Raw genomic sequence first — 12277 nt, 5'->3', positions numbered from 1 at the left:
CCGCTACGGACATTCAAACCATGAGCATCGACAACGTCATCGACTTTGCCAGCGCCGCCACGCCGGCAGAACACTACCGCCCTGACGCCGCCAAGATTATCAAGGGCGACCCCGCACAGAACGTGCGCAACCATTACAGCAGTCCCGATCAGCAGTTTTCCGCGGGCGTCTGGGAATGCGAGCCGGGGCAATGGAAAGTCAGCTACAGCGAATACGAGTACTGCGAAATTCTGGCTGGCGAGTCCGTGCTGCATGACAATCAGGGTGGCAGCCGCACCCTGCGCACTGGCGACCGTTTTGTCATTCCGGCCGGATTTTCTGGCACCTGGGAAGCCATAAAGCCCACCCGCAAGGTGTACGTGATTTTCGATCCAAACAACGGCAACTGACATTCGTCGGGCGCTTCAGCGCAAAGCTTGACCGGAGCAGAAACAACCCCTAGTTTTGGCGGCCGTTCCCGCCGGAGTTGTCCATGCCGTCTTTCCTGGGCCGTGTTTGCCTATTTCTGGCGTTGCTGCTGCCCTGCCATACTTATGCGCAGGACGCGCAGGAGGCACCGGTCGAGATAGCCATTGTTGGCGTTCCCCCCTACCTGCTGGTCGATCAGTATGGCCGGCCCAAGGGGCCGGTGATCGATCTGATCGAGCGATTGTTCGCCGACCTGCAACAGCCCTACAACGTAAGAGACCTGCCGCCAAATCGGGTCGGGCTGCGCCTGATCAAGGGACAGGCCGCCCTGACCATTGCCTCGGGCAGTAACCCTGGCCTCTCCCGTCTCGCCCGACAGGGTAGTGAAGCCTTGCTATCCATGGCCTTGAATGTCTATCGCAAACCCGGCACACCCGCCATCCACAACCTGAGCGACCTTGCCGGCAAGCGCGTGATCTGCATTACTGCATACAGCTATGGCACTGCCGACGCGACACTGGCACAAAACCAGCCGCCCACCCGAAAGGTCCATGCCAACAGCCACGAGGCCGCACTGCAGATGCTCCTGCATGGCCGCGCCGATTATCTGCTGGACTACGCCGAGCCACTGCAAAGCCACCTCAAGGCCCTGCCACCCGACAGCGTGGCGGCAGATCCTATCGACGAGATCGCTATGTACTTTTATCTGGCCCGCCAATACCCCCACCCCGAACTGCTTGTCCGGCTGGACCAAGCAGTACGCAAACAACGGCTCAGCGGAGAACTCCAGCACTTGCTGACCCTGCCGTCCGAATAAACCGGTAGCGGCGCAAACGAGTGACCCCTCTGCCGCAAATGTGAATTGCCGCACACCTGTCTTTGCTTTCCCTTGAGCATACCCGAGCAGCAGCGCAGCCTGAAGAAGATGAACAAACGTTCACTTTTCCGTCATTCTCAGGAGGTTTCCGTGCCACGATTTCTACTGCTGTTGATGCTCTTACCCAGCCTTGCGCTCGCCACCAACCCTGCGCCACCCGAGCCGCCCACCAATCCGCCGGCCGCCTGCAGCGGGCAGAGCCTGCAAGCCGGAGAACACGAACTGTCGGTCAACGTGAATGGTCAGCAGCGGGACTTCATTCTGTACGCGCCCCCATCCTACAACGGCAGTGCACAGGTCCCGCTGCTGCTCGACTTTCACGCCCTGCTGACCTCCGCCGAGTATCAGCGCGACAACTCAGGTACCCGCGAGGTCGCGCAGGATGAGGGCTTTCTCGTCGCCTACCCGCAAGGCATCGACAACGCCTGGAATCTGGGCCCTTGCTGTACTGAATCGCGTAGCGTCGACGATGTTGCCTTCGCTCGGGCCATGGTGGCCGATGTGGTAGCGCGCGGCTGCGTGGATCAAAAGCGCGTGTACGCTACTGGCTACTCCAATGGTGGAGGCATGGCCTACAAGCTGGCCTGCAGCGCAGCAGACATGGTGGCGGCCGTCGCACCTGCGGCCTTCGACATGATCGAGGAAATGAACTGCGCCCCCTCGCGGCCCGTTTCGGTCTTTGCCTACCGGGGCCGGCTCGATCCGATTGTGCCCTACAGCGGCGGCCCTTCCACTCCGCCTACCGGCTATCCGCTGGAGCAGATCACTTTCCAGGGCGCGCAGGGCAGCTTCAATACCTGGGCCACGCTGAACAACTGCAGCACCGGCACCAGCAGCCCGAGCCGCAACTGCACGGCCAGCAACAGCTGTGAGGACGGCACCGAGAACGTGCTCTGTACCGCGCGCTTTGGCGGCCATTCGGCGTGGGATGCCGAGACCAGCTGGGACTTTCTCAAAGCTCATCAGCTGCCCTGAGCACTTCGGCGCTGCCTGCGCCCGCAGGCAGCGCCAGTTGGCAAGATTGCACAAACAAACTTGGTCTAAACGTGACCAACGAGTTACATTCCTCGTCATCCTGTACGTTCAAACAAACCAATTACGTATTCAGTCCAGCCTGAGCGAAGAGCCCAGACCTGGGCCGGGCAGACAAAAGTCAGCCCCGAACGGACCGTGTGAGGAGCCAGCAAGATGTCGCGTTTACCTGTCATAGTCGGATTCGGGGGCTACAACGCCGCCGGGCGAAGCTCATTCCATCACGGCTTCCGCCGCATGGTGATCGAATCGCTGCCCCCCGCCGAGCGCCAGCAAACCCTTGCGGGCCTGGCTGTATTGATGAGGCTGGTAAAGGTCGAGAACGAAACCTATCTTGATGCCGAGGATCAGGCGCTAAGCGCGGAAGACATCGAGCGCCGCTTTGGCCAGCAGATTCTCGACGGCACCCTGGTGCGGCGCATCGAGAAGCGCTATCTCGATGTGGACGCGGCACACTGGCAGAAGAATCTCACCATCACCGGCGAAGCCGGCAAACCCTTCTCCTTCATCACCCTGAATAAGCAGCTCCCCGAGCCGCTGCCCAGCGACTGGGCGGTAGAACCACTGAACGACACCGAGGTGATGGTGACCGTCTATGACGGCTGCGACATCAAGGTCGACAGTTACCGCGCCCTGGCCGTGAAATCCGCGGGCCAGTTGCCCAGCGGCCTGGAACCGGGCGAACTCTATGCGTCGCGCTTTCATCCACGCGGCCTGCAACTGACCATAGTCGCCGCCACCGATGCCCTGCGTTCGGTGGGTATCGACTGGCAGACCATCGCCGCTGCGGTCGAGCCCGATGAGGTAGCGGTGTTCGCCAGCAGCGCCATGAGCCAGCTGGACGAAAACAGCTTCGGCGGCCTGATGCAGTCGCGCCTCAAGGGCGGCCGGGTCAGCGCCAAGCAGCTGGCACTGGGCCTGAACAGCATGCCGGCCGACTTCATCAATGCCTATATTCTGGGCAGCGTGGGCACCACCGGCGCCATCACCGGCGCCTGCGCCAGCTTCCTGTACAATCTGCAAAAAGGCAGCGACATGATCACCAGTGGCCGCGCGCGCGTGGTATTGGTGGGCAATGGCGAGGCGCCCATTACCCAGGAGTGCATCGAAGGCTACGGCGCCATGGGCGCACTGGCGACCGAAGAGGGCCTGCGCCAGATTGGCGGTCAGGACGAAGTGGACTTTCGCCGCGCCAGCCGCCCGTTCAGCCACAACTGCGGTTTTACTCTGGCCGAGTCCGGGCAGTTTTTTGTACTGATGGACGATGAGCTGGCGATGCAGCTGGGCGCCGATATTCACGGCGCGGTGCCGGATGTGTTCATCAATGCCGACGGCTTCAAGAAGTCCATCTCCGCGCCCGGCCCCGGCAACTACCTGACCATGGCCAAGGCCGTGTATGCCGCCATGCAGATCGTCGGCCCCGAAGCCGTACAACAACGCAGCTTTGTGCACGCCCATGGCTCCAGCACCCCGGCCAACCGCACCACCGAATCCGAGATTCTCGACCGTGTGGCCGAAGCCTTTGGCATCAACAACTGGCCGATAGCGGCTGCCAAGGCGTACGTCGGGCACTCTTTGGCCAGCGCCAGCGCCGACCAGTTGGTCGCAACGCTGGGCAGCTTCCGCTACCAGATCATCCCCGGCATCAAGACCATTGATGCGGTGGCCAAGGATGTGCACCAACAGCACCTGCAGTTCAGCACCACCGACATCGACCGCCAGAGCAAGCCGCTGGAAGTCGCCTTTATCAACTCCAAGGGCTTTGGCGGCAACAACGCCAGCGCCCTGGTGCTGGCGCCGAACGTGGTCGAGCGCATGCTCGCCAAGCGCTACGGCGAAGAGGCGTTTGCCGACTACAGCGCCCGCCGCGAACAGACCCGCGCCAACGCGGCCGCCTATGATGCACGCGCCCTCAAGGGGCAGTTGGATATCATCTACAACTTTGGCCAGGGGATGATTGATGAGCAGGGCATCGAGATTTGTGATGCGCACATCAGTATTCCGGGGTTCAGCAAGAAGTTGACGTTCCGTAAGGATGATAGATTCAAGGATATGCTGGACTGAGGTTTTTGATTTTCGCTAATGGAGCCCTGGTCGCTTTCGGCTAGGGCTTTTTTGTGTCTGTATCGAATAGACCGTAGATGGCCGACAGGTTGGATACTTCGACTGGCATGGTTTGATCATCGCGGTCTGGACTGAATCTGCTTTTCGCCTCTAGGCGAGCCAAGGGGGCATGCTTGCCCATGCCCCCTTAGCAATCCCCCAGGGCACCCAGCTGCGCGGCCCTGCGGGTTCGCTGCGTTGCTCAAGCTGCCGGGGATACTCGCAAACTCGGCGCTACGCACCTCAGACACCGCGAGCATCTTTTTCCCGGCAGCTCTGCGCTACTCGCCCGCTCAGATGGTAACTGGTGGGCCGTGCAAACGTTGGTTTTGGTGTTTAAGTCTTGACCAAAACAACCAAACTCGAAAACCACACCGATCTCATGCCCTTGGCCCCCTTCCAAGCTGCCGAGTAACGCAAGAGTTGAGCGAGAGAGCCGAGGACTGTCTGAGGAGCGCAGCGACGAGTTCCGCAGGCGCGCTCAACTCTGAGTAACGCAGGGGAGCCGAAGGCCTGCTTGGTCGGGGCCCAAGCTGGTCGCGACCTTTCTTTTGGTTACGGCTCGATGGCCATACAAAGAAAAGTAACTCGCCGGTCAGGCGAAAAAAGAGCGTTATAACGACCCAGGCAATCAGCGCCCCCTCATGTGATATGGGTCTAGCCTACAGAGACTATTGTCCATCCAACTTCGCCAACCAACCCGCCTGCTCATCGTCCGACAACATACTTGCCGTAATGCTGTTGCGCGCCAGCGCGATGGCCTGCTTGCGGGTCATATTCAGCGCATCGCGCACGGCCATGAAGTTGGCCAGCAGGTAACCGCCAAAATAGGCGGGGTCATCCGAGTTGATGGTGACTTTCACTCCCTGCTCCAGCAGCTGCAGAATGTTGTGATCCTCCATGCGGGCGAAGACTTTCAGCTTGGTATTGGACAACGGGCAGACTGTGAGCGGCGTTTGCTCGGCAATCAGGCGCTCAACCAGCACAGGGTCTTCGACGCAGCGCACCCCATGGTCTATACGCTCGACGCGCAGCAGATCCAATGCCTGCCAGATGTAATCGGCCGGGCCCTCTTCGCCGGCGTGGGCGACCGCGCGCAGCCCCTCGGCACGCGCCATCTCATACACCCGCACAAACCCCTCGGGCGGATTACCCTGCTCGGAGCTGTCGAGCCCCACGGCGACAAAGTGTTCTCTCTGCGGCAGCGCCTCCTGCAGAGTGGCGATGGCGTCGTCCTCGCTGAGGTGGCGCAGAAAGCTCAGAATCAGCCGAGAGCTGATACCCAGCTGCGCTTGCCCGTCAGCCAGCGCACCGCTGATCCCCGCGAACTGGGTCGCAATAGCCACGCCCCGCTCGGTGTGTGTCTGCGGATCGAAAAAGGGCTCCACGTGCACCACACCGTCGGCGGCGCAGCGTTCAAGGTAAGCCCAGGTCAGGTCGTAAAAATCCTGCTCAGTCTGCAGTACACCTGCGCCCTGATAGTAGATATCGAGAAAGTCCTGCAGATTGCTGAACTGATAGGCCTCGCGCAGCGCTTCCACGCTCGCGTACGGCAGTTGCACCCCATTGCGCTCGGCCAGTTGAAACAACAGCTCAGGTTCCAGGCTGCCCTCAAGGTGCATGTGCAGCTCGGCCTTGGGCAGTTGGCGTAAAAAGTCGTTATCGGGAAAGCTCATGGGCGGATTCCTCATCGGCAAAGGCTATAGCGCCGACGATAGGCCAGTGCGGCCTCCGCGTCCATTGCGGAGCAGGCACAAGCGCCGCCGCAGAGCGGCGCCTGCACGGCTCAGCGACTTACTTACGCGCCTTGGCAGCGGCGATAAAGGCCGCCATTTCGGCGTTCTTGTCGGCCTCGATCTGCTGCACGTGGGGATTTTTTGCCAGCTCGGCCAGCAGCGCCTTGGCTTGCGGCAGGTCCGCCAGCAGGTCAATGCCGAACAGCTTGCCGGCGACCGCAGAGGCCAGATCGCTGCTGAACAGGAACATCAGGTCAGCGATGGTCATCTCACTGCCAGCCACATAGGGAGAAAACTTGGCGTGACGCTTGAGCGTGGCAATACCGGCGAGCAGATCGGCCTTGGCCTTGTCTTTCACCGCCTCGTCCACCTTGCCGCCGAAGAAGACTTCCATATAGCAGCTACGCGCTGGCAGCTCGATATAGAGTTCGATCTCCTTGGTCAGCGCCCGCACATAGCCACGCTCGTAAGGGTCGTTGGGTAGCAGCGCCTTGCCGCCCTGGGTTTCCTCGATGTATTCCAGAATCACGTTGGTTTCGTTGAGAAAGCCCTTGTCGGTTTCCAGCACCGGCACCTTGCCGCGCGGGCTGATCGCCAGAAAAGCCTCATCCTGGCTGCCGTGTACGTTATTCATCTCGAAATCGACGCCCTTCTCCAGCAGCGCCAGCTTGACCATGTTGAAGTAGTTGCTGACGGCAAAGCCATGAAGTTTGATCATCTTGTTTTTCTCCATTGTCCTGCGGGTGTGAAATGCTGCACTCTTGTAACGCTGCCTGCTCAGAATATCCAGCGCAATCATGACAATGAATAGGCAGCAAGAGATCAACCGGCAGCCTGGGCTGATCTCGGCTTTACTGGTTCCAGACTGCACGCCATTCCAACAAGAGGTAACGCCCCGATGCTGACACCCGATGAAATCGCTGAAATCAACCTGCTTTGCCAGTTCAACCTGGCCAACTCACAGGAAGGGCTGAAAATTCACCAGCACGACGCCGAAGCCGCCACGGTAGCTGCGGCCGAGCGTTTGTTTACGCAGGGGCTGATTACCCGCCAGGATGGCGGTTACCTCACCAGCCTGGGCCTGGACGCCGCCGAACACAGCCAGGCCTTGCTGACCATTCTGCGCGCCGAACCGGCCTGACGGAGCGGTCAATGGCGCAGGCAGGTGAAATTCATCCACTGATCAATGAAGGCATTGACCGCAAGGCGCTGAGCACGTTGCGCAAGCGCTTCGTGGCCCTCAATCAGACCCGTCTGCGTCGCGTGCTACAGGCCCTGCCCACCCGCCAATACAATGTTCTGCAGCTGATACCGCTGCTGTTTGACGTCAATTATCATTTATTGCCCGGCTTCGTTTCCCGCACCACACCCTATGGTCTGGCCGGTTACGAGGCCGAAACCGCAGCGTTGCAAAGCGCGCAGGCACTGACCCGCAGCTATCAGTACCGCCGCCACCCCGCCGGTTTTGTGCCACAGATACTCGGGCTGTATCTGATGGGCAGCGGCGGCACCATCGCCCAATCCGAGCAAAGCGACCTGGATATCTGGGTCTGCCATCAACCCGACTTGCCGCCGCATGCGCTGGCAGAGCTGGCCAGCAAATGTCAGCTGATTACCGACTGGGCAGCCACCCAGGGCTGTGAAGCCCACTTTCATCTGGTCAACCCTGCCAGCTTCAGCCGTGGCGACCGCGACAACGCTCTCGGCGTGGAAGATTGCGGCAGCACCCAGCATTACCTGCTGCTTGACGAGTTCTACCGTACCGCCATCCTGCTCGGCGGGCGCTACCCACTCTGGTGGCTGGTGCCCGATTACGAGGAAGAGGGCTACGCCAGCTACACCGAGCGCCTGCTCAGCAAGCGCTTTATTCGCGAGCACGAAAGTCTCGACCTCGGCCATGTGGCCGGCATACCGGCTGGCGAGTTTGTCGGTGCTGGCCTGTGGCAGCTGTACAAGGGCATAGATTCGCCCTACAAATCGGTGCTCAAGCTGCTGCTCACTGAAGTCTATTCCAGCGAGCATCCGCAGGTACGTTGCCTCAGTCTAGAGTTCAAGGCAGCGGTCTACCATGGCCAGCTGGACCCCGACGAACTCGATCCCTACGTCATGCTCTACCGGCGTATTGAGCGCTACCTGCTTAGCCGCAACGAAACCGAGCGCCTGGAACTGGTGCGCCGCTGCCTGTATATCAAGGCCAACGTGCGCCTGAGCAAGCGCAGCGGCCTCCTCGATTGGAAGCGCAACCTGATGGAAAAGCTGGTACGCGAATGGCACTGGGGGCCGCGTCAGCTGCAGCAGATGGACAGCCGCCAGCAGTGGCGTATTCGCGAAGTCAGCACTGAACGTCGGCAGCTGGTCAACGAGCTGACCCACAGTTACCGACTGCTATCGCACTTTGGTCGCAGCCAAGGGGTGATCAACCAGGTCACCAGCCGCGACTTGTCATTGCTCGGGCGCAGGCTCTACGCCGCCTTCGAGCGCAAGGCCGGCAAGATCGAATTCATCAACCCCGGCATCAGCCCCGACCTCAGCGAAGACCTGTTGACCCTATCCCAGGCCGAGCCTGCCGAAGAAGGCCAGACCTACTGGAGCCTCTATCAGGGCAGCCTCACAGCGCACGAGCTCACCGACCATATACCGCTCAAACGCTCGCGTCGGTTGATGGAACTGCTGGCCTGGGGGCACCGCAACGGTCTGATCGATAATGCCACACGCTTTGCTCTGTATCCGGGCGACAGCGCTCTTAGCGAGTTTGAGCTGAGCAACCTGATACTCAGCCTGCAGCAGCAATTTCCGCTACCCCTGCCCGCCCTGACCGAAACCGCGCTGTCGCGCGCCAGCGAACCCTGCCAGGTATTGCTGCTGGTCAATATAGGTCTGGACCCCCTGCCGGGCGCCAGCCAGAAAAACCTGCACCTAATCAGCAGCCACACCGATGCACTCGGCTATTCCGGTCTGCGCGACAATCTGATTCTCAGCATCGACCAGATATCGCTGAACAGCTGGAACGAGCTCTTGGTTACCCACTACCAGGGCCAGGAAGCCTGCATGCAGGCGCTGTGCGATTACCTCAACCAGGGCCGCGAACACAATCGCCTACCGGACCTGCAGGTGCGCTGCTTCTGCCGCAACCGCTCCAGCTCCATCGCCGAGCGGGTAGAAGGCCTGTTCCGCGAGGCCGCCCGGCATCTGCTCGCCAGCCCGCCCGAGCGCTTTCTGGTGCAGGTGCAAAATGGCTACCGGGTGCTGGAATGGAGAGACGAACAGATCAGCATGCTGGAACTGGACGACCGCGACGCCCTGCTGCGCCACCTGGGCCGCTCCCGGGCTCGCCACAGCAAACTGGCGCTGGACGCCTACGCGCTGCAAGGGCAGGATCTGGCGCTGATACTGCAGCACGACCAGCCCGGCCGCATCCAGCTGTTCTACCGCATCAAGCCGCAATGGCAGGTGGAAATCAGCCTCCTGGATGAGCGTGGCGCACTCTGGAGCCATCAGCAGAGCTATCGCGACGAGCAGACCATGCTGCTGCCGCTACTGCGCTTTCTGAATGGCATACGCCTGCGCCGACAGGTCAAGGAAAGCCTGGAACACAGCCAATGGGAAGGCGACATCCAGCTCTACGCCATCCTCCCCGCCCAGGACGGCAACCCGCTGCGGCTGGAAGCCAAACCCCTGCCACGCGCCGGCCTAAGCCCTGACTTTTACCCGGTGCAAGCCATCGCCGAGCCTGGCGGCAAGCGCAGCTTCAACGTCACCATCTTCTGCGACCACCGCGAGTTCTCCGAACTGGAGCACGGCCCACGGCTGTACACCGAAGTAGCCAAACACATCCTCAGCCAACGCCAAAGCCAGGAAGCCTACCCCTGCTACATCACCGACCTTGACCTCTCCGCCATCGACCCGGGCGAACGCATGCAGACGGCGCAGTATTTGCGCTATCGGCAGCAGTTGGAGGGGGCGTTGAATGAGGCTATGGGGGCTTTGCGGTAAAAGCTTGGGAGAATCAAGCAGCAAGCTGGAAGCTGGAAGCTGGTATACCTTAGTGCCTCACTGTGGTTACCCGCGCCGCCAAGTTTTCACCGGACTCAGCGCGATGGGCTTGCGCCACGCTGTAACACTACTGGCTGTGCGCACAAATACCGCCTGCCTACTACCACCCTCAGGCGTAAATCTGGATATACGCTTCCTCATAGGGCGTGGACTCCGGCAGCTGGGCTCGGGTTATTTTGATCAGCTCGTTGTAGTGGGCTTTCCTGCAATAAATCTTGCGCGTAGAGCGAACCATCTTGTCTTCAATTTCGGCTTGAGGATTGTAATAAGTGAAACTTAAACCAATGATAGAGCGCCGCCGAAATACTGTAACTTTGTTGAACTCATCCCAACAGTGCACTATGTGATGATAGCTTTCATGCATTTTCCGAAACTGACTGGAGGTGCCCATGCGCAAATACATCAGCCCGATCAGCCCCGGCCCCGCTATCGCTCCGATCAATGCTGCCGGGTGTACCACCACCAGCATCAGCATCACCACTCCGGTGATCACGGCCAGCCACTTCAGCAGGGTGGGCAGCCACTCAGGGAAAGCCTTCCACTCACAGAACTCCAGACCGGAAGCTGTCAGGCGATAGGCGAACTTGGTTTTTTGATGGGTCATACTGAGGACGACTGACAAGAATAAAGCCCACAAAAAAATTGTAAGCAAGACTTGGCTTAGCAATGTCTTCGCCGTGTCGAACCCAAGCCAAGCAGCAAATGGCATTACTATAAAAAATAAAGCCGCGAAAATTCCATTCGCGATATCCGAATTGTAAGGCCGCGCCTTTAGCGACCACTCGGCCAGCGCCGGCTCATCCTTAAACTGCCATTGCAGCTGCGGCGGCAGGGCCAAGGGTTTGCGTGTAAACATCTCAGGACTCCGTGGTCGAAACAGGCAAGGTAATACGTTGCGCTGGTGCGCCTGAGCGCGAAAGTAGCTCACCGTCAATGGGCTCATCGCGCAAGGGGTTGCTGATCAGCTCAGCATTTCTAGGCGCGGGTCGCAGGCTAGCTCTGAAAGTGTAACGTGCGGGAGCTTTGGTATCGGGCTCCAACAATTGCGGATAGGTTATTTCCAGCTCGAGATAGGAAGCGCCGCTAACCGTTACCCAGGTGCGCCAGTAATAATGACTGGCCTGCGCAGGATAGCTGACATCACCCGGCAATTTGTCAGTTTGGCCAAGCGGGGGCATGTTCGGTAGTGGATCAACCTCGATTGCCTGGCTCCAGTAGCCCCCCGCCAAGCGTTTGCGGGCCTCGGCACCCAGCTCGATGGGCGTGCGCGACGACACACTGATCTTCACAAATGCCTAGGAAGGCCTACCGCCGCGCTCAGGCATAAATCTGGATATAGGCCTCTTCATACGGCGTGGAATCCGGCAACTGGGCGCGGATGATTTTGATCAGCTCGTTGTAGTGGGATCTGCGGCAGTACAAAATTTCCTCCCATGGGATCATTCGGCCTTTTCCGCCATCTGCCTCAGGGTTGTACCACTCGAAATCCAATCCAATAATTGAGCGACGCCGAAACACGGTCATTTTTTTGAAGTCATTCCAACAGTGGAAACCTTGATGAAACTGTTCATGCATCTTCCGAAACTGACTTGAGGTGCCCATGCGCAGATACATCAGCCCGATCAGCCCCGGCCCCGCTATCGCTCCGATCAATGCCGCCGGGTGCACCATGACCAGCATCAGCATCACCACCCCGGTGATCACGGCCAGCCACTTCAGCAAGGTGGGCAGCCACTCAGGGAAAGCTTTCCACTCACAGAACTCCAGACCGGAAGCCGTCAGGCGATAGGCGAATTTGGTTTTTTGGTGGGTCATGCTGATAACAACTGATAAGAATAGAGCCCACAAAAAAACTGTCAGCACGACTTGCCATAACAATGTATTGGCGGTGTCGAATCCAAGCCAAGCAGCAAATGGCGTTACAACCAAAAATAAAGCAACAAAAATCCCATTGGCAATATCCGTGTTGTAAGGCCTTGCCTTTAATGACCACTCCGCCAGCGCCGGTTCATCCTGGTACTGCCATTGCAACTGCGGCGGCAGGGTCAGTGGATTCTGTTTAAACATC

Annotated in this window: 11 protein-coding genes; 6 read left to right on the top strand and 5 right to left on the bottom strand. The window is 59.5% G+C overall.

Annotation, left to right across the window (positions count from 1 at the left end; genetic code table 11):
- The first annotated feature begins 20 nt into the window (after positions 1 to 20).
- The 4 genes from V7756_RS00190 to V7756_RS00175 all read left to right on the top strand — a co-directional run bounded on the left by V7756_RS00190 (position 21) and on the right by V7756_RS00175 (position 4381).
- Positions 21 to 389 carry a cupin domain-containing protein gene (locus V7756_RS00190; protein WP_335608146.1) on the top strand — a complete coding sequence of 123 codons (369 nt, stop codon included), beginning with the start codon at positions 21 to 23 and terminating at the stop codon, positions 387 to 389.
- 83 nt (positions 390 to 472) lie between these two features.
- A complete protein-coding gene (locus V7756_RS00185; RefSeq protein ID WP_335608145.1) occupies positions 473 to 1225 on the top strand; it encodes a substrate-binding periplasmic protein in 753 nt (250 codons plus the stop codon).
- Between the two features lie 150 nt (positions 1226 to 1375).
- Positions 1376 to 2260, top strand: coding sequence for an alpha/beta hydrolase family esterase (locus V7756_RS00180; protein ID WP_335608144.1), 885 nt, complete (start codon positions 1376 to 1378; stop codon positions 2258 to 2260).
- Between the two features lie 213 nt (positions 2261 to 2473).
- Positions 2474 to 4381, top strand: coding sequence for a beta-ketoacyl synthase (locus V7756_RS00175; protein ID WP_335608143.1), 1908 nt, complete (start codon positions 2474 to 2476; stop codon positions 4379 to 4381).
- 710 nt (positions 4382 to 5091) lie between these two features.
- On the opposite strand, the gene V7756_RS00170 is transcribed toward V7756_RS00175, so the two are convergent.
- Together V7756_RS00170 and V7756_RS00165 are read right to left on the bottom strand one after the other, a co-directional pair.
- Complete coding sequence (locus tag V7756_RS00170; RefSeq protein WP_335608142.1) at positions 5092 to 6096, bottom strand: adenosine deaminase; 1005 nt, start codon at positions 6094 to 6096, stop codon at positions 5092 to 5094.
- Positions 6097 to 6214: 118 nt separating this feature from the next.
- Positions 6215 to 6874 (bottom strand): glutathione S-transferase family protein, encoded by a 660-nt coding sequence (locus V7756_RS00165; RefSeq protein ID WP_335608141.1) that lies wholly within the window; start codon positions 6872 to 6874, stop codon positions 6215 to 6217.
- Positions 6875 to 7054: 180 nt separating this feature from the next.
- On the opposite strand from V7756_RS00165, the gene V7756_RS00160 reads away from it, so the two are divergent.
- The gene (locus V7756_RS00160; RefSeq protein WP_335608140.1) at positions 7055 to 7297 is read left to right on the top strand and encodes a TIGR02647 family protein; all 243 of its coding nucleotides are present in this window, start codon (positions 7055 to 7057) and stop codon (positions 7295 to 7297) included.
- 11 nt (positions 7298 to 7308) lie between these two features.
- Positions 7309 to 10149 (top strand): class I adenylate cyclase, encoded by a 2841-nt coding sequence (locus V7756_RS00155; RefSeq protein ID WP_335608139.1) that lies wholly within the window; start codon positions 7309 to 7311, stop codon positions 10147 to 10149.
- Positions 10150 to 10318: 169 nt separating this feature from the next.
- On the opposite strand, the gene V7756_RS00150 is transcribed toward V7756_RS00155, so the two are convergent.
- The 3 genes from V7756_RS00150 to V7756_RS00140 are packed head-to-tail and all read right to left on the bottom strand — an operon-like array spanning position 10319 to position 12276.
- Positions 10319 to 11065, bottom strand: coding sequence for a hypothetical protein (locus tag V7756_RS00150; RefSeq protein ID WP_335608138.1), 747 nt, complete (start codon positions 11063 to 11065; stop codon positions 10319 to 10321).
- A gap of 1 nt (position 11066) precedes the next feature.
- Positions 11067 to 11486, bottom strand: a complete 420-nt coding sequence (locus V7756_RS00145) for a hypothetical protein (RefSeq protein WP_335608137.1) — start codon at positions 11484 to 11486, stop codon at positions 11067 to 11069.
- Between the two features lie 40 nt (positions 11487 to 11526).
- Positions 11527 to 12276 (bottom strand): hypothetical protein, encoded by a 750-nt coding sequence (locus tag V7756_RS00140; protein ID WP_335608136.1) that lies wholly within the window; start codon positions 12274 to 12276, stop codon positions 11527 to 11529.
- Position 12277: the final 1 nt, after the last annotated feature.

It is taken from the genome of Halopseudomonas sp. (assembly GCF_036961105.1).
GTDB lineage: Bacteria > Pseudomonadota > Gammaproteobacteria > Pseudomonadales > Pseudomonadaceae > Halopseudomonas.
This window is presented reverse-complemented; position numbering and strand designations above follow the sequence as displayed.